The following is a 17,883-nucleotide window of genomic DNA, read 5'->3' on the forward strand; positions in this document are numbered from 1 at the left end:
AAATAATTGATATACAAAAAAAGCTTAGCAAAATGCTAAGCTTTTATTTCGATATCTCTTGTAAGGAACCGAAGAATAAATCTGCTTCATTCATTTGTTCATTCTCTTCAGAAAGCAGTGGTAAATCATCTAATGTTTTCAATCCAAATGTGTCCAAAAATTCTTTTGTTGTTCCGTATAAAATAGGACGCCCTGGTCCTTCTGCTCTTCCCATTTCTTTTATAAGTAAATGTGAAACCAACGTTTGTAACGCCTTATCGGTTTTAACTCCTCTAATCTCTTCCATTTCAGTCCTTGTGATCGGTTGGCGATATGCAACAATCGCTAAAGTTTCGAGGGCAGCTTGTGAGAGTGAAGCAGCTGTTGGTGTATCTATTAATTTTTGATAATATGAAGCATGTTCTTTCTTTGTAGCAAAACGATATACTTTTGCATACTGTACAATTTGCAAACCACGGTTTGCACCTTCACATTCTTGTTGCATTTCTTCTAAAATATTAATTACTTCATTCATTTCAATTTCAAGAACTTTCGCTATTTGTTCTGGATAAATCCCTTCATCACCAGAAACAAATAAAAGGCCTTCAATAATTGACTTTTGTTCTTTCCTATCCATTTCACGAGCTCCTTCCTTCTATTTTCCCATAAAAATACACATCAAAAAACCGAATCACAATTAATGCGTTCGGTTCAATATTTTTTCTCTTGTTCCAAACGATACATTAAAACATAGCATGAGATAAAATGTTCCTATCCTATTTTCACATACTTGCTCTATGCAGATTTATTAGAGCTTGATACGAAAATTTCATCAAAATTATGTTCTTGCTCAATTATGATTTGTTGATTTTTCATAAGTTCCAGAACTGCTAAAAATGTTACAACCATTATTTCACGTTCATCATCAACAAACAAATCGTAAAAACTTTGGCGACCACCCTTTATTTTTAACTGCTTTAAAATATCAGTCATTCGCTGTTCAATTGGTATTTCTTGACGAGTAATACGTGTTGTTACAGGTTTTTTTGCCTTTTTACGGCGCATTAATTTTTGAAATGCTGCTAGCATATCATATAACGTAACATCAAGAGGTAAGCTTGTCTCCTCTTCTTGTTGCAACGATGTAAAGTCAATTGGTGGACGTGTATATAGCTGTGCTCTTTCTTGTTCTCTTTCTTTTAACTCAGTAGCAACTTGCTTATATTTCTTATATTCAATTAACCTCTCCATCAATTCTTGACGAGGATCATCTATAAAATCATCACCGTTATCAAGTACATCTTCTTCATGTTTCGGCAACAACATCTTACTTTTAATTTGTAATAACGTTGCAGCCATTACTAAATACTCACTTGCAACATCTAATTGAAGTTCTTTCATCGTATGCACATAAGATAAATATTGCTCTGTAATATCTGCTACAGGAATATTATATATATCAATTTCATAACGATGTATTAAATGTAACAATAGATCTAACGGCCCTTCAAAAGCCTCTACTTTAAAATTATATTGCACAAAGCATCCCACCACATTTTTTCTATAACAACATAAGTATAGAGCATACTCATGTTCTATCCAACCTTTTTAAGAAATTTAATTAAAAATAGACCGATGCCTATGTCATCATGCCCACCACTTCATATGATAACAGTGTAGTAAGAACAATGTAGGAGGTCAAAAAACTATGGGTCACGTTGATTGTGGTTTTAGCGGTGGGTTCGCATTACTTGTTGTACTGTTTATTTTACTAATTATTGTAGGAGCAGCTTGCTTCTGCTAATATGAACAATAACGGCTAGGGGGAAACCTCCTAGTCGTTTATTGTTCATATTTCTATGATACACTTATATGTATAACCGTTAGATAGGAGCGAGAAAACATGTATCCTACCGAATACATACAATTTTTAATTCATTTCCATGGAGATTATGACTATTTTGAATGCCACGAAATACTAGAAGAGTATTGGAAAACAAAACCAAGAGGTAATCGTGATCATTACTTAGTTGGTCTCATTCAAATCGCAGTTTCTTTATACCACCAAAGACGTGCTAATTGGAATGGTTCCACAAAAATGATGAAAAGCGCAATCATCATTTTAGAAAAAAGCGGTGTGCCTTTACAACGTTTAGGAATTAATCAAGTACAACTTCTTTCCTTGCTCAATGAAAGATTGCAATCTATCCATAAAAAAGAACGTTTTTTACCTTTATTTTTACCCTTATCAGATCCATCGTTAGAGAAGCAGTGCATAGAGTTATGTCAAAAACAAAACCTCTCTTGGAAAGACTTGAATGCTATCCCAGGTGAATATATTATAAACAAGCACACTATGCGTGATCGCACAGAGGTCATTACTGAACGAAACGAACAATTACAAAAAAGAAAGCAGAGATAATAAACTACTTATCTCTGCTTTCACGAATGTATATTTTGTTCTAGCCCTTTACATTTTTCGCAAAAACTTGCCGTTTGCTCATTTCCGCAAATTGTAAACTCAAGAAATTTACTCTTTAACTCTTGAACCATCTTCGTCCCAATCCCCACATGACGGTGAGACGGGTTCACACTCAAATGCTGAATTTCTAATACTTGATTCTCTTTTTTTACAATCCCCATTATTCCAACAAAATCTTCATTTTCTTTCCACAAATACAATTGCCAATCATCTTTTGCTTCATATTCTTTCATTGTCAATTGTAATGTTTTCACATCTTTTTCAGTTGGCATAAACGAAAGAAGCCCCATTGCAATTTTTTCATAACTTTTTTTAAAACGAATTAACATAACCCTTATCCCTTCTTACAAAAGTTACAAACTAGTAATCCCCTCAATCACTCTTTTCATATCACATTCATTTTACAATATTTTCAACAGAGTGAGAAGAGTCTAAAACAACTTGATAATCATACAAAGCGAAAAGAAGAAAGTCAAATCTATGTTTCAGCACTATTCCTTTAATAAATAGAGTTAAAAAAAGAAAATTTTATATGGAATGGAAAGAAACATATCATTCAACAGCACTTCATTTATAGTTACCCTAAAGCAGCACAATTCTAGCAAAATTAATATAACAAAAAATATTTATTGAAACATATAATGTAATGTATTCTATGTAATTGGTTAAAGGTTTGTTCTCACAAGCAATATATTTTAGCAACAATACTACTTGTATGATGAGCTGTAGAAGAAGTACTCAATCTCATTAAAAATAAAAAAGAGAGCAAAAGCTCTCTTTTTCCTTACCTTATTCTTCCCAAACTTTAACTTCTTTCATTACATCGCCTTGACGCATTTTTAATACTGTTTCAATACCGCTTGTTGCTTTACCAAATACAGTATGAACACCATCTAAATGCGGTTGTGGCTCATGAACGATAAAGAATTGGCTACCGCCTGTGTTACGGCCAGCGTGAGCCATAGAAAGTGATCCTACAAGGTGTCTATGAGGGTTTCCATCAGTTTCACATGGAATAGAGTAACCTGGGCCACCTGCACCTGTACCTGTTGGGTCTCCACCTTGGCTTACGAAGCCAGGAATAACACGGTGGAATGTCACACCATCATAAAATCCTTGCTCTGCTAATTTTTTAAAGTTTTCTACTGTTTTCGGTGCTTCTTCTGGGAAAAATTCCAAGTCGATTTTTTCACCGTTTTCCATTAATATGTATCCTAAAGTTTTCATGCGTATATGTCTCCTTTCAATTATCTCAGCACTATATTACCACATTCATGACTAGAAACAAAAAGAATCCGACAATCTAGATACTTCTTTTTTGAAATGTGGAAAAAGCTAGGTGACAAATAAGAAATATATACTATAATAACTTTGTTGCCCGAAAATTTTAGAAAGAGAAAGGGAGCGATTTTTCGTGAAAACGAAATTATTAGCTCTGCTATTAGCTGTAACGGTATTTATGATGCCAACAGCTTCATTTGCAGACATCATCGAGGGAGAATCAATTGTTACATTAGGAGAGAACTTATCCGAACAACAAAAACAAGATCTGTTAAAAGAAATGAAAGCACCAAAAGATGCTACAATTATCACTGTATCTAATGCGGAAGAACATAAATTTCTAGAAGGCATTGTTCCAAAAGCACAAATTGGTACGAGAGCAATTTCTTCTTCTATGATTACATACACAAAACCAGGATCTGGTCTTATTGTACGATCAAAGAACATTAACTGGGTAACAGATGCAATGTACACTAACGCTTTGATTACAGCAGGTGTAAAAGATGCAGAAATTCAAATTACTGCACCTTTTAAAGTTTCAGGAACTGCAGCTTTAACTGGATTAATGAAAGCATACGAAACTGCGTCCAATAAACAAATTCCTGAAGAAGTTAAAAAAGTAGCGAATGAAGAAATGGTACAAACAGCCCAGCTTGGTGATAAAATTGGTGAAGAAAAAGCAGTTCAACTTGTTGCAAAAATTAAAGAAGAAATTGCAAAAGAACAGCCAAAAACAACAGAAGATTTACGTTCATTAATTAAAAAAATTGCTGACCAACTCGGCATTACATTAACAGATGAACAGTTAGATAACTTAGTATCGTTATTTGATAAAATGAAAAATCTTAATATCGATTGGAATCAAGTTGGTAGTCAATTAAACAAAGCAAAAGAACATGTTTCTGCCTTTTTAGGATCTGAAGAAGGGCAAAGTTTTCTAGATAAAGTGAAAGATTTCTTCTCAAGTATCATTGATTTTGTTAAATCTTTATTCAAGTAAAAAAGAAGCCCGCCAATGACGGGCTTCTTTTTTATACAAGTAACGGTAATTTCATAACAGCCTCTTCAACCGAACGCACTATATGATTTGCTTTCTCCTTTACATATGGATGGGCATGATGAAGAGTAAATGAATGCGGGGTTACTTCAAACATAGAAATATCATTGAAAGAATCTCCAATACAAGCAACTTCATTTGCTTCAATTTGCAAATAATCCATTAGTCGCTTTAGAGCACTCCCCTTACTCACGCCTCTTGGCATAATATCAACATAGCGTTTACCTGATATAAAAACTTCCGCTTCGCCTTGAAACGTATTTCGTAGCTCTTGATCTAACGTCACAATTTTCTCTTCTTCTCCAAAAACAAACAATTTTGCAGGGTGTACAGTCTTACCAAACTCTTCTTCTAACGCTTCAATTTCAGAGATATGCACGCCCATATATGCTTCAAAATTATGGTGATGTTCATTCTTCCTTTTTGTATATCGCTGCTCATTTGCACAAACAATATCCGCTAGTCCTTTTTTATGTATATATCGATATATTTCCTGGGCAACCACATTTTCAAAACTCGATTCATGAAATAAATTTCCATCTGGAAGTAACATTGTCGCTCCATTTAAGCCAGTTGTGTAATATGGGAATGCAAACCTTTTTACAACTTCATCAATTCTGTGTGTAAAGCGGCCAGAGGCAAAACAAATATTTGTCCCTTTCTCAGCTAACCAACACAGCGCACGTTCATCTTCTTTTTGCATATGATTCACATCGTAAACGAGCGTGTCATCTAAATCACTTACAAATAATTTAATCATGTCCTCTTCCCCTTTCATACACAATATCTACTCTAAGTGTACACAAAAAATGTTTGATTTTTGTTAAAAAATAATAAATTTTTGCTAAAAAAATAAACAGGTGTATAATCCCGTTTATTTTTGTCTTTTTACATTTTGAGGTCTTACAATACTTGGTCGTACTTTTAAACTAGACATCGTTGGACGGAGTAAAATTTTTGTTAACGCGCCCCAATCAAATGGTAAAAACGGCCATAAATAAGGTGTTTGTAAACTTTTTATAGACGTTAAAAATAAAATTAATATCGTCATACCAATTACAAATCCCATCTCATGGAAGAGACCTGTTAAAATAATAACAAACAATTTCCCAACCTTATTCCCTAATCCTAGTTCATAACTCGGTGTTGCATATGCACCAACCATCGAAACTGCTACATACAAAATTACTTCTGGCACAAACAAACCTACATCAATTGCAATTTGACCAATTAATATAGCGGAAATCAACCCTGCTGCAGACGATAACGGCGTTGGAGTATGAATGGCTGCCATCCTTAAAAACTCAAGTCCGACCTCTGCCATTAACACCTGTAATAAAATTGGTAAATGCGTCATCTTAGTCGGTCCAATAAAAGCAAGATTTGCTGGCAAAAGAGTTGGATCAAATACAAACACTAACCAAAATGGTAATAAAAATAACGAGAATATAACACCTAAAAAGCGCACCCAGCGTAAAAATGTACCGACAGCTGGATTTTGTCTAAACTCTTCCGCGTGCTGTAAATGATGAAAATATGTTGTCGGTGTAATCATAGCACTTGGCGATGTGTCAACAAGTACTAACACATGTCCTTCTAGTAGATGATTTGCTGCTACATCTGGCCTTTCTGTATATCGAATAAGTGGGAATGGGTTATAGCTTTGCTTTACAACAAATTCTTCTACTGTTTTATCCGCCATCGTAATTCCATCTACATCGATGTTATTTAATTCTTGTTTTATAATCTTTACTAAATCTGGATTTGCAACATCTTGAACGTATGTAATACAAATATCCGTTTGCGATCTATCTCCTACTCGAACCATTTCATTTCGAAGACGTGGATCTCGAATTCTCCTACGAATTAACGCTGTATTTACAACGATATTTTCAACAAATCCATCCCTCGCACCTCGTACTACCTTTTCGGTATCCGGTTCTGTCGGTGTTCGCCCTGGATAACTACGAACATCGATCGCGAACGCTTCCGTTTCACCTTCCACAAATATCACGATCAGTCCTGATAATACTTGGAGCATTACCTCATCCATCGTTTTCACTTTACTTACTTGTTGATGGATTAAGCGATTCTCTAAAAGCTTCACTGTATCTTCTTCTACATCCCTTATCTCATTTGTATCCACCGCTTCTTCTAAAATAGGGATAATATAATTTGTATCACAAAGTCCGTTTACAAATAACACACCAATTTCTTTATTCAAAATTTGAAATTTACGAATGCCGACATCGTATGTAACGCCTAGTCCAACTGTCTGCTTTAAATAATTTTCATTGTCACTTATGAAAGTTGATATAGGGATATCCACTTTTTTAGGCTTCGTCATAAAAACCACTCCTTTCCAAAATTAATTGAATTGCTTTCTTCGTAATAGGTGATCCCCTCTCCCATTCATCATTTCCACACATCTTACCAATGTCACCGACTCCAACAATGACAGGAACATTTAAATCGTCTAAACAATATATTGTATCTCCGCTAATCCTGCCAATTTCACCATCTGGAAGTCCAAATTTATCAACACCGTATTCGGTTAAATTCCCGTTCCGATCTACACTTACATCTACACGTGCCCATTCCCAATGATGCGTATTAGACGCTACTGCTAAAATACCGAGCACATCAATTTGTTTATGGGTAGCCACATATTTTAATGCCTTTTCACCAGATCCTTCTCCAATAAATCCACTGTCATCAAACATGACAAATACAGGGTCATATGGCGTTTGCATAATAAGCTCAACAACTTTTTTCCCTGTCAATTTGGTTGGATTACTTTGTGATGCTGAAATACACCTTCCCCCAAATTCCTTCGTTAAAAGCTCAATTGTCCGCTTTGCATATTCATCTCCATCTGTGACCAAAACAACCCTTCGTCTCATTTGATTTATCCTTTCGGTTTACATATAAGTGCTATAAAAAATGAAAACAATATCGCTGCGGAAATGCCCGCAGACGTTAAACTAAACATGCCAATACCAATTCCTAAATATCCATGTTTTTCTGCTGCATGCATTGCTCCGTGCAATAGTGAATGTCCAAAACTTGTAATAGGGACTGTCGCTCCAGCACCTGCAAATTTTATTAGTTTATCGTACAATCCAAATCCATCTAAAATTGCTCCGATGACTACAAAAGTTGCCATTAAATGAGCTGGTGTTAACTTTACGAAATCTAACAATAGTTGCCCAATTAAACAAATAGCTCCACCTACAAGAAATGCATATATAAAATCCACAATTCACTCTCCTTTAACTCTCTCAAATACGACACCATGTGCAATTGTTGGAATCGTTTCCTTCTGTTGCATCATCATCGGGCTTAATAATGCACCAGTCGCAACGACAAAGATTCGTTGTAAATTCCCTTTTTGCATCTCGTGTAATAAATGGCCATACGTAACAACTGCTGAACAAGCGCAACCACTACCACCTGCAAACACTTCTTCTTGACTTGATTCATAAATCATCAATCCACAATCATTGTATATATGCCCAAGATCATAACCTTCCTCAAGTAAAAGTTGTTTCGCAATCGGCGTCCCAACAGCTGATAAATCACCCGTAACAATCAAATCATAATCATCGGCACTTCTTCTTAAATCTTCAAAATGTTGTTGAATTGTATGAGCTGCTGCTGGAGCCATCGCTGCCCCCATATCCAAAGGATTTGTAATTCCTAAATCTTGCACTTTTCCGATTGTAGCTGACGTAATTTTAATTGCACTTTTTTCATTGCTAATTAATATAGATCCTGCACCAGTCACAGTTGAATTTGCTGTCCCTGGTTTTTGCCCACCGTACTCTGTTGGATAGCGAAATTGTCTTTCAGCCGTTGCATTATGACTGCTTACTGTAGCTAAGACACGATTTGCAAATCCACCGTCTATAAAAGCTGAGCCAACTGCTAAAGTCTCCATAGACGTTGCACAAGCGCTAAACATTCCTAAAAAAGGAATGCCCCACTTACGCGCAACATAATTTGCTGTCACTGTTTGATTTAATAAATCTCCCGCTAAAAAGAAATCAATTTGCGATGTTTTTATATTCCCTTTTTGCACTGCTTGTTGAATTGAGTCTGACATTAATCTTCGTTCGGCGAGCTCCCAATTTTCTTCTCCACAATGCAAGTCATCATATGAAATATCAAATTTTTTCCCAAGAGGGCCCTCAGCTTCTTTCGGACCGACAGCAGTACCCGTTGCATTCACATATATATCATTTTGAAATACCCACGTTTGTTTTCCGGTCAACCTCATACTAGCCCCTCCTTTAAGACATAAAAATTTTAAAGGTATACCTTATTAACCCAATGATATATGCACCAACAACCCCAAATACAATCACACTTCCTGCCAGTTTAAACATATTTGTAGCAATCCCTAGAACAACCCCTTCGCTCTTATGTTCTAAGGCAGCGCTCGCCATAGAATTTGCAAATCCTGTTACCGGTACCGCTGATCCTGCTCCAGCAAATTGACCGATTTTATCATATACACCACACCCTGTTAAAATCGCGGATAATAAAACAAGGGTTGCAACAGTTGGGTTTCCTGCCTCTTGTTCACTGAAGTGAAAATAATGTATATAAAATTTCATCAATACTTCTCCAACTGTGCAAATGAGTCCACCTACAAGAAATGCTTTGATACAATTTAGTAAATAGTTTGGCTTTGGATGATACTCCTTCACTTTATTTATGTAATCATCCTTCAATTTCTGACTTGTCATTTATATACTGCCTCCTACTTTACGAAATAAATCCAGTGAAACAACGATCCTATTACTTTCCCAAGTACAAGAGCAACGAGCAAAACAATAATCTTCCCCTCTACCCCTACTCGTTTCGCTAAAATAGGCAGAACATTTAACACCTCTGTTAATGCCGCAGCAAGCATTCCAATGAACGTGCCACAAAATATCCCTAATATAACGAGCCAATATTGCGACGTTTGAAATGTAATGTTTTTCAAACTGCACCAAGCCCCTGTTAAAGTACCTGCAATGACTGCCCACTCAAAATATTGAATATGCTTTCCACTTCTCGTTAATTGGGCTAAACGGGGGATTATACCAAGTACAGCTAAAAATGCGACATATCCGCTACCTACCGCAATCCCTCCAGCTAAACCAATTAAAATAACAAATCCAGACTCAATCATCGGTAAGTTGTTTCATATTATCCTTGTTTTCATTAACGATTACATACTGATCAAGTGACTGTTGGTATTGAAACATCTCAACTTCTAGCGGACTCGGCTCTTCATTAATTCGCTTTTGAAATACATGATTAAAGAATAAAACCATCCCTAAGCCAAGACCTAAAGAATAAGGAATTTGAAATAAAAGTGGTTGCGCATTAAATTCTCCAGTAATCATGTAATATAACCGTTGATGTACTTGTTGCATACTTACATCTTCATGGAAATAAATGATCGCAAGGGCCGCTCCAATGAAAAGTAACAGCCATACAAGCCCGAAAAAAATTGGGTGTGTCTTCTTTTTTTCGTATATAATTTCAACAAGAGTTTGTCCAGAACCGAGTAAATTAATTTGTAGATGAGATGCTTTCTGTTGAATAATCTCAATTACTTTCATAACATCAATTACAACATGCGTCTTATCATGCGCTGTTATTTTGTAAACTATCTCATTTTGTAACAACTCAACTACGGAAGAATCTCCGGCAAGTTGAGCAACATCGCCCAGCTTTACTTCATAAGTAGGAGAAACTTTTAAACGATTGCGCATTTTAATATAAATCGTTTGTTCCAACTTTCATTCACCCCTTCACTCTTCCTCGTAGTTGTAGTATGGTTATTGAATTTTTTTCTAATACAATTTTTTCATAAAAAAACATCTGCACCATTTCGGTACAGATGTTTTTTACTTATGCCTTTTTCTTAAATAAGTTTGCAATACTTAATGCAAGCCCTCCCCAAATGACTACTATTCCAATAACCATCATCATAATTGCTGATCCACTCATTATGAAACACCTCGATCTTTCCATTCTTTTTCAAGCTTGGCAGAATCCGAATGTATTTGTGCATTCCATTTCTTTAGACTAATAATTAGCGCAACGATAAGGAAGGCTGCTGCTATCGACCAACCATACGTTATAACAAACTCAGTCGGATAATCTCCATAATTCTTTTTAATATTTTGGATTGTACCATCAATTAGCATATACCCTAACATAAGCGGAGTAATAACGAGTAAACTCACTCTCCAAAACGTTCCTAATTTAATATCAGATACAAAGTTTGCATGATTTTGATAAACTGGTAAACGACGTAAAATGAGCCCTATCGTCACTACTTCCGCAAGTGCAATTGTAATTAATCCGAAATTATTAGCGAAATAGTCGACAACATCTAAGAACATAAGCCCACCACGTGTTGCAAATACAAGAGAAACTAACACGAGAAGGGTTCCCATAATTCCAATGGTTTTTTCCCGACTTAAACTGAATTTTTCAGATACAGCGGCAAAACATACTTCCGCGAGTGAAATAAGTGATGTGATTCCAGCAACCGTTAACGATAAGAAAAATAATACACCAAACAACGGTGACATCGGCAATTCATTAATAATTTGCGGAAATACTACGAACGCAAGCCCAACGCCAGCACTTGCTACTTTATCAACCGGTACTCCCATATTATTCGCCATAAATCCAAGAGCTGCAAAGACCCCAATACCTGCTAATAATTCAAATCCTGAGTTTGCAAATCCAGTAATAAAGGCATTATTTGTTGTATCCGAGTTTTTCGGTAAATAACTAGAATACGTAATCATAATTCCAAATGCTAAAGATAAACTAAAGAATATTTGACCATAAGCAGCAAGCCATACTTTCCCATCAAAAATACGACTCCAATCTGGTTTAAAGAATGCATCTAGTCCTTGCATAGCACCTTCCATCGTCACTGCACGAACGACGATAATAAGGAACATAACAACTAATAAAGGAATAAATATACGGTTAACAACTTCTATTCCTTTTTTAACTCCTTTAAATGCAACGCCAAGTACAATAATCCAAACGAGAGCTAATGGAATTAATACTTCCGGTACAAGTCCTCCAAATTGCCCTGGCTTATCTGCAACATGTAAGTACTCTTTAAATAAAAATGATTGCGTGTCTTTTCCCCATGCTCCAGTAATTGCAAAGTATGTATACGATATAGACCAAGCAATAATCACTGCATAATATGTTGAAACGATAAATGTTACGCACATTTGCCACCATCCAATAAATTCGGCACGCGGGCTAATACGGAAAAATGTAAGTGGTGCTGAACCACGATGACGATGACCAAGGGCAAACTCAAACGCTAACAATGAAATACCAGTCGTTAATAATGCAAATAAGTACGGTAAAAAGAATGCTCCTCCTCCATTTTCATACGCTGTATAAGGAAAACGCCATATGTTTCCTAATCCAACGGCAGATCCGACCGCTGCAAAAATAAATCCAGCTCTCGTTCCCCATTGTTGCCTCGTTTCCATGTTTCCTTCCCCCTTTATGACAAGTTCATACTTGGATTATATTTTAAATTGACTAAATTACAAATAAATTCTGTTAATTTTTGCGAAAATTAACATCTCTCTCCTATTAACGGCATAAAAAAATCGAATAGACAATTATTCGTCTATTCGATCTTTCATCTGTTTTAATATTTTCTTTTCAAGTCTTGAAACTTGTACTTGCGAAATGCCTATGCGCTCTGCTACTTCTGACTGTGTTTGATCTTTATAGTAACGCAAGTATACAATTAAGCGCTCTCGTTCATCTAGTTCTCTAATCGCTTCTTTTAAAGCAATTTTATCGAACCATTTCGTTTCAGATTGATCTGCAATTTGATCTAAAATAGTGATTGGATCTCCATCGTTTTCATATACAGTTTCATGTATAGACGAAGGGGCCCGGCTCGCTTCTTGTGCTAGAACAACTTCCTCTGGCGTTAGTTCTAGTGCCTCTGCCACTTCATTAATCGTTGGAGCCCTTCCGAATTCTTTCGAAAGCTCATCTCTCATCTTTCGAATTTTGTTTCCTGTTTCTTTTAAAGACCTACTAACTTTCACTGATCCATCATCACGTAAGAAACGTTGTATTTCACCAATAATCATTGGAACTGCATATGTTGAAAATTTCACGTCGAAAGATAAATCAAATTTATCTACCGATTTCAAGAGCCCAATACATCCAATTTGAAATAGGTCGTCTGGTTCGTATCCTCGATTAAGAAACCGCTGTACAACCGACCAAACGAGGCGCATATTACTTTGAACGATTGTATCTCTCGCTTGTTGATCTCCATCTTGACTTTTTTGAATTAACGCTTTTAGCTCGTGGTCCTTTAACTGAGGTTTCTTCTTCTCATTTTTGACCTCTATGTCCATAGGCTATTCTCCTTAATTGCATAGAGCGTTACTATTTGATAAGTATTTTGTCAAATGGATTGTTGTCCCGAAAGATTCGTTTGAAATAACTTCTACTTCATCCATAAAATTTTCCATGATAGTAAATCCCATTCCGGAACGCTCTAATTCAGGTTTAGTTGTAAAAAGGGGTTGTCTCGCTTCATCTAAGTTAAAGATTCCAATCCCTTCATCTCGAATCGTGAGTTTCACCATTGCTTCTTCCAAAATTACAGAAATATAAACAATACCTTCTGCATTTCCTTCGTATCCATGAATAATTGCATTTGTAACCGCTTCCGACACAACTGTTTTAATCTCCGTTAATTCTTCCATCGTTGGATCTAGTTGTGCAATGAAAGCCGCTACTGTAACGCGAGCGAACGATTCATTTTGACTTAATGCTGAAAATTGAAGGTTCATTTCATTTCTCATCTATGCCACCCCCAACGTCGCGAGCGCGTGCGCTTCACTTTCTTCTAAGCGAACGATTTTGAATAAGCCCGACATTTCAAATAAACGCTTAACAGGCGGTGAAATTGCACAAACAACCATTTCTCCACCTAATCCCTTTACGTGTTTATATCGGCCTAATATAACACCTAGACCAGAACTATCCATAAAAGATAAGTTCTCTAGGCTCAAAACAATATGATGAACACCATGTGTCTCAATCATATCTGTTACTTTCGTTCGCAACTCTTCAGCCGTATGATGATCTAATTCACCCTCTAGTCTCACACATAGGACGTCACGTTTTACTTCTAATTGCATGGAAAGACTCACACGATTTCCTCCTTATGCTCAAACTTTACTTATTCACATACATAAAGATTTTCGTGATACAAAATAAGAATCCTTCCTGCTGACAAAAGAAGAACTATTTCGTCATAAAGTGAAACCTTTCAGCATTATTCACTTACATACGAATAGAAAAGCGGCAAAATATTTGCCGCTATTTTGATGTTGAAAACATCCCAAAACTTCTTTTAAATAACTCCCACCAGCTCGCTGCAGCAACATCTTCTTTTGCTACAATTGTTTGTTTTAATAAAACATCTTTATCTTTTTTAATAACAAGTGTACCAAGCGCGTCACCTTTTTTAATCGGTGCTTTTACTTTCTTTTCAGCAATTACTTCTTGTTTTACCTTGTCCATATTCTCGCCCTTCTTCATAAGAAGAGAAACATTATCTGATGCAACTAAATCTACTTTTTCTTTTTTCCCTTTCCCTACTTGAACTGTCTTAATTTTTTCGCCGCGCGTATACAATTTCTTTGTCATATATTGACCAAATGCGTAGTCAAGAAGCTTCGTCACTTGGTTGTTCCGTTCTTTTGATGTTGGTGCTCCCATGACAACTGAAATGACACGCATGCCATTTTTTTCAGCCGATGCTGTTAAACAATATTTCGCTTCTGTCGTAAAACCTGTTTTTACTCCATCTACGCCAGGATAAAAACGTACTAGCTTATTCGTATTAACGAGCCAAAACTTTTTATCCGTATCTTCACGTAAATAATCTTCGTACTTACCTGTGTATTTACGAATAAGTGGATACTTCATCAATTCTCTCGCCATTATAGCCATATCATTTGCTGTCGAATAATGGTCTTTGGCCGGAAGACCTGTTGGGTTTTGAAAATGTGTATTTTTCAGCCCTAGATCTTTCGCCTTTTTGTTCATCATATTTACAAATCCTTCTTCTGAACCTGCGATATGCTCGGCTACTGCAACAGATGCGTCATTTCCAGATGCAATTGCAATACCCTTTAACATCTCGTTTACAGTCATCTCTTCCCCAGGTTCTAAAAAGATTTGCGATCCACCCATTGAAGCTGCATGTTCGCTCGCTCTAACTTTATCGGTCAGTTTTAGTTTTCCTTTTTCAACTTGTTCCATAATTAAAAGCATTGTCATAATCTTTGTCATACTAGCAGGTGGTAATTTTTCATTTGGGTTTTTATCAAATAAAACTTTACCTGTATCTTGCTCAATTACGATTGCTGACGACGCTTGTTCCGCTAACTTCGGTGTTGTTTCTTCTGTTTTCTCCTGCTTCGTTTTCTCAGATTGTGCGAAACTCACTGAAGTTCCAGAAAGCAATAACATGAAACAAACAAGTATTCCAAAAACTCGCTTCATGACTAACCCTCCATTCTATATCAGACCTATTTTTTCCAATTTACCCTTTTTTAATACCAAATTTTTCTAACATTTTCAGTTGACAAATACATTCGTCCCCTATATTGTATTAATTGTATTACACACAGTAGTACACTTAATACATATGAGGAAGGAGACATTGCTCTTGCATATTCAACTTGACCCAAGAAGCAACACTCCGATATGGGAACAAATTGTTCAAAATATAAAAGAACTCGTATTGAAAAACATGTTGGCTCCAAGTGATAAACTTCCTTCTGTACGCGAACTCGCTTCTTTACTCGTTATAAATCCAAATACAGTGAGTAAAGCGTATCAAGAGTTAGAGCGACAAGGAATTATTGAAACGTTACGAGGAAAAGGAACATTTGTATCCCAATCGATTACCCCAACATTAGACGAAAGGAAAATCGCTATGGTTGAAAAGCAATTTCATCAATTACTATTAGAAGCCTCTTATCTTGGTATTACGAAAGATAAAATTCATGATTGGATAGATTCATACTATAAAGAGATTGGAGGGAATACGGATGTTGAAAGTGACAAACTTGAAGAAAACAATTGATAATCAAACAATTTTAGACGATGTTTCTTTCACATTGCAAAGAGGGAGTATCATCGGATTACTCGGAAGAAACGGTGCGGGGAAAACAACTTTATTGCGAACGATGGTCGGTATTTTAGACCCAGACGAGGGAACTGTTACATATGAAGATACAAACATTCATCAGTTTCCTGAAATAAAGCAAAAAATTGTATATGTTCCTGATTCTACTAATATACTGAACGGCTATACGATAAAAGAAATCGTAAAGTTTTATAAAGAAGTTTATACCGCATTTGATGAAACACATTTCTATGAACTGTTAGAACGTTTTAACTTACCAAATAAACGAATTCGTAGTTATTCAAAAGGAATGAAAGCACTGCTCGCCATCATTTTAGCCGTTTCTACAAAGGCAGAATATATCATTTTAGATGAACCGACAAATGGACTTGATCCTATCGTGAAAAGGAAAATTTTACAGTTTCTCGTTGGAGAAGTTGCAGAAAAAGAGATTACCATTTTCATCTCCACTCACCATTTAGATGAAGTAGAACAAATTGCAGATACAATTATTATATTAAAAGGCCATACTATCTCGTCTATTACATCACTAGACGATGCAAAATCACGATTTGCAAAAATACAAGTAGCTTACGAACGTTCATTACCTCAAAAGCTAGAAAACTTAAGCAATATTAAAATATTAAATCAAACAGGAAAAGTATATACAATCTTAATTGAAGGAAATGTGGCTACAACACTGGAGAAGTTTTACAAAGAGCAACCTATACTTATTGAAGAATTAACAATGTCACTTGAAGATGTCTTCGTTACGACACTGGAGGAGGATGGGTATGTTTCATAAAGCGTTGTGGATGTGGAATTGGAAGCGTGGGAAATATGCTGCGTTACTTTTTCTCTTCAGTTCACTTTATTTTTTATCTTTCGAATACTATCAAGAAGCAGAAACTCAACAGTCTCTCTTTCTCCATCCAGAAAAAATAGGTGAAGAAAAGTTCTACTATCATTATTCTTTTTATTCTTCTAATAGCTTTTGGTTAGGTATTATTACAATTATCCTATCCTGTATATTAATTGGCTGGGAGCGAAGTAATCAAAATGGAGATTCACTTATGACATTTCCATTTAAAAGACGTGATATGTTCTTATCGAAATGGGTTTTCGGTGGATTTTTCATTGTACTATCATTTCTAATCAATTGGGGTCTTATGTATTTTATTTATAAATCTACGATTCACTTTGAATATCAATCTTTCGAACCATTTCACCGATATTTCCTGTACGCAATTTTCACATATATCGCTATCTATACTGTCTCTTTATGTATAGGTACATTTACTGGCAGTATTATTTCACAAAGCATCTTCAGCATTACTTTTTGCATAATGGGAATGGGAATCTTTTCACTCTTACTCCTTTTCTTTACAGCTCACGCTGAGGCAATACAGGGGAATAAAAGTTATACGAATTTCGAAAACATTTATAAATTCAATAAAAAGACCAACATTTCAAGCGCTATATTAGACTTTTCAATTAGTTATAATTACCACCCTACTGTCCAATCAGATGAAGATCATGGAAAAGTAATACAAAGGGGACCCACTTTTCATAGTTACTACTCTGCAAAAGTAATACTTGTTCCTATCTTCTATACTATTTCCAGCTTACTAATTGGTATGTTTCTTTATGCACGATCACCTAATGAACATAATAAGAAAATTTTCCTTTTTCCAAAATACAACTCACTCTGGATGTGGGGTACTACCTTTTATTTTGCATTAATAGGTGGGCAAATGTTAAAACGTTTTGATTTATTATTTAGTTACTATGTTGGATTCTTTTTATTTGGAATCGTCACTTATTTTATATTATCACGTCTTACAAACTATAAAGTTTTTTAAA

The 17,883-nt window shown here is 35.6% G+C and carries 24 protein-coding genes; 6 read left to right on the top strand and 18 right to left on the bottom strand.

The features are described from left to right. Positions 1-43: 43 nt before the first annotated feature. Positions 44-616, bottom strand: coding sequence for a segregation/condensation protein ScpB (gene scpB, locus N2V80_RS20295; RefSeq protein ID WP_000375170.1), 573 nt, complete (start codon positions 614-616; stop codon positions 44-46). A 158-nt stretch (positions 617-774) separates the two neighbouring features. Beyond that, positions 775-1,518 carry a segregation/condensation protein A gene (gene scpA / locus N2V80_RS20300; RefSeq protein ID WP_001199753.1) on the bottom strand — a complete coding sequence of 248 codons (744 nt, stop codon included), beginning with the start codon at positions 1,516-1,518 and terminating at the stop codon, positions 775-777. Between the two features lie 169 nt (positions 1,519-1,687). Between scpA and N2V80_RS20305 the strand changes: the two genes are divergently transcribed. After that, positions 1,688-1,783: a YjcZ family sporulation protein gene (locus N2V80_RS20305; protein WP_000510194.1), complete on the top strand. Its 96-nt coding sequence runs from the start codon at positions 1,688-1,690 to the stop codon at positions 1,781-1,783. Between the two features lie 99 nt (positions 1,784-1,882). Then, the gene (locus tag N2V80_RS20310) at positions 1,883-2,401 is read left to right on the top strand and encodes a DUF309 domain-containing protein (protein WP_000283588.1); all 519 of its coding nucleotides are present in this window, start codon (positions 1,883-1,885) and stop codon (positions 2,399-2,401) included. 20 nt (positions 2,402-2,421) lie between these two features. Here the strand turns inward: N2V80_RS20310 and ribT are convergent, their stop codons facing one another. Both ribT and N2V80_RS20320 read right to left on the bottom strand, forming a co-directional pair. After that, complete coding sequence (ribT, locus tag N2V80_RS20315) at positions 2,422-2,790, bottom strand: GNAT family N-acetyltransferase RibT (protein ID WP_000908401.1); 369 nt, start codon at positions 2,788-2,790, stop codon at positions 2,422-2,424. A gap of 460 nt (positions 2,791-3,250) precedes the next feature. After that, positions 3,251-3,688 carry a peptidylprolyl isomerase gene (locus N2V80_RS20320; RefSeq protein WP_000853782.1) on the bottom strand — a complete coding sequence of 146 codons (438 nt, stop codon included), beginning with the start codon at positions 3,686-3,688 and terminating at the stop codon, positions 3,251-3,253. 187 nt (positions 3,689-3,875) lie between these two features. Here N2V80_RS20320 and N2V80_RS20325 point away from each other — a divergent pair, with 187 nt between their 5' ends. Continuing rightward, positions 3,876-4,742, top strand: a complete 867-nt coding sequence (locus N2V80_RS20325; protein WP_000850515.1) for a DUF1002 domain-containing protein — start codon at positions 3,876-3,878, stop codon at positions 4,740-4,742. Between the two features lie 31 nt (positions 4,743-4,773). Here N2V80_RS20325 and N2V80_RS20330 read toward each other — a convergent pair whose 3' ends face one another. The 14 genes from N2V80_RS20330 to dacF form a co-directional block, all read right to left on the bottom strand. Further along, positions 4,774-5,577 carry a Cof-type HAD-IIB family hydrolase gene (locus N2V80_RS20330; protein WP_061654446.1) on the bottom strand — a complete coding sequence of 268 codons (804 nt, stop codon included), beginning with the start codon at positions 5,575-5,577 and terminating at the stop codon, positions 4,774-4,776. 96 nt (positions 5,578-5,673) lie between these two features. Continuing rightward, complete coding sequence (gene spoVAF / locus N2V80_RS20335; RefSeq protein ID WP_000165596.1) at positions 5,674-7,146, bottom strand: spore germination protein SpoVAF; 1,473 nt, start codon at positions 7,144-7,146, stop codon at positions 5,674-5,676. Further along, positions 7,133-7,702 carry a stage V sporulation protein AE gene (locus tag N2V80_RS20340; protein WP_001254415.1) on the bottom strand — a complete coding sequence of 190 codons (570 nt, stop codon included), beginning with the start codon at positions 7,700-7,702 and terminating at the stop codon, positions 7,133-7,135. The genes spoVAF and N2V80_RS20340 overlap by 14 nt, the downstream gene beginning before the upstream one ends. Positions 7,703-7,707: 5 nt before the next feature. Further along, positions 7,708-8,058 (bottom strand): stage V sporulation protein AE, encoded by a 351-nt coding sequence (spoVAE, locus tag N2V80_RS20345; protein WP_000345904.1) that lies wholly within the window; start codon positions 8,056-8,058, stop codon positions 7,708-7,710. Positions 8,059-8,061: 3 nt separating this feature from the next. Continuing rightward, entirely contained in the window at positions 8,062-9,078 is a 1,017-nt protein-coding gene (gene spoVAD / locus N2V80_RS20350; RefSeq protein WP_001241163.1) for a stage V sporulation protein AD, read from the bottom strand. A gap of 13 nt (positions 9,079-9,091) precedes the next feature. Next, positions 9,092-9,550: a stage V sporulation protein AC gene (gene spoVAC, locus N2V80_RS20355; protein WP_000203810.1), complete on the bottom strand. Its 459-nt coding sequence runs from the start codon at positions 9,548-9,550 to the stop codon at positions 9,092-9,094. Between the two features lie 14 nt (positions 9,551-9,564). Then, positions 9,565-9,981, bottom strand: coding sequence for a stage V sporulation protein SpoVAB (gene spoVAB / locus N2V80_RS20360; RefSeq protein WP_000572936.1), 417 nt, complete (start codon positions 9,979-9,981; stop codon positions 9,565-9,567). Beyond that, a complete protein-coding gene (locus tag N2V80_RS20365) occupies positions 9,974-10,594 on the bottom strand; it encodes a stage V sporulation protein AA (protein WP_000438366.1) in 621 nt (206 codons plus the stop codon). The genes spoVAB and N2V80_RS20365 overlap by 8 nt, the downstream gene beginning before the upstream one ends. Positions 10,595-10,709: 115 nt before the next feature. After that, positions 10,710-10,808, bottom strand: a complete 99-nt coding sequence (locus tag N2V80_RS20370) for a methionine/alanine import family NSS transporter small subunit (RefSeq protein ID WP_000016826.1) — start codon at positions 10,806-10,808, stop codon at positions 10,710-10,712. Beyond that, positions 10,808-12,334, bottom strand: a complete 1,527-nt coding sequence (locus N2V80_RS20375) for a sodium-dependent transporter (protein ID WP_000450087.1) — start codon at positions 12,332-12,334, stop codon at positions 10,808-10,810. Before N2V80_RS20375 ends, N2V80_RS20370 begins: the two co-directional genes overlap by 1 nt. 135 nt (positions 12,335-12,469) lie before the next feature. Continuing rightward, positions 12,470-13,228 (bottom strand): RNA polymerase sporulation sigma factor SigF, encoded by a 759-nt coding sequence (sigF, locus tag N2V80_RS20380; RefSeq protein ID WP_000350729.1) that lies wholly within the window; start codon positions 13,226-13,228, stop codon positions 12,470-12,472. A gap of 12 nt (positions 13,229-13,240) precedes the next feature. Continuing rightward, a complete protein-coding gene (spoIIAB, locus tag N2V80_RS20385; protein ID WP_001243398.1) occupies positions 13,241-13,681 on the bottom strand; it encodes an anti-sigma F factor in 441 nt (146 codons plus the stop codon). After that, positions 13,682-14,032 (bottom strand): anti-sigma F factor antagonist, encoded by a 351-nt coding sequence (gene spoIIAA, locus N2V80_RS20390; RefSeq protein WP_000059135.1) that lies wholly within the window; start codon positions 14,030-14,032, stop codon positions 13,682-13,684. A gap of 169 nt (positions 14,033-14,201) precedes the next feature. Further along, a complete protein-coding gene (gene dacF / locus N2V80_RS20395) occupies positions 14,202-15,392 on the bottom strand; it encodes a serine-type D-Ala-D-Ala carboxypeptidase DacF (RefSeq protein WP_000831998.1) in 1,191 nt (396 codons plus the stop codon). 166 nt (positions 15,393-15,558) lie between these two features. On the opposite strand from dacF, the gene N2V80_RS20400 reads away from it, so the two are divergent. The 3 genes from N2V80_RS20400 to N2V80_RS20410 are packed head-to-tail and all read left to right on the top strand — an operon-like array spanning position 15,559 to position 17,882. Further along, entirely contained in the window at positions 15,559-15,978 is a 420-nt protein-coding gene (locus N2V80_RS20400; protein WP_000548027.1) for a GntR family transcriptional regulator, read from the top strand. Then, positions 15,944-16,825: an ABC transporter ATP-binding protein gene (locus tag N2V80_RS20405; protein WP_000922109.1), complete on the top strand. Its 882-nt coding sequence runs from the start codon at positions 15,944-15,946 to the stop codon at positions 16,823-16,825. The genes N2V80_RS20400 and N2V80_RS20405 overlap by 35 nt, the downstream gene beginning before the upstream one ends. Continuing rightward, positions 16,815-17,882, top strand: coding sequence for an ABC transporter permease (locus N2V80_RS20410; RefSeq protein ID WP_000468528.1), 1,068 nt, complete (start codon positions 16,815-16,817; stop codon positions 17,880-17,882). Before N2V80_RS20405 ends, N2V80_RS20410 begins: the two co-directional genes overlap by 11 nt. Position 17,883: the final 1 nt, after the last annotated feature.

Source organism: Bacillus sp. FSL W8-0640, assembly GCF_038007725.1.
GTDB lineage: Bacteria > Bacillota > Bacilli > Bacillales > Bacillaceae_G > Bacillus_A > Bacillus_A cereus.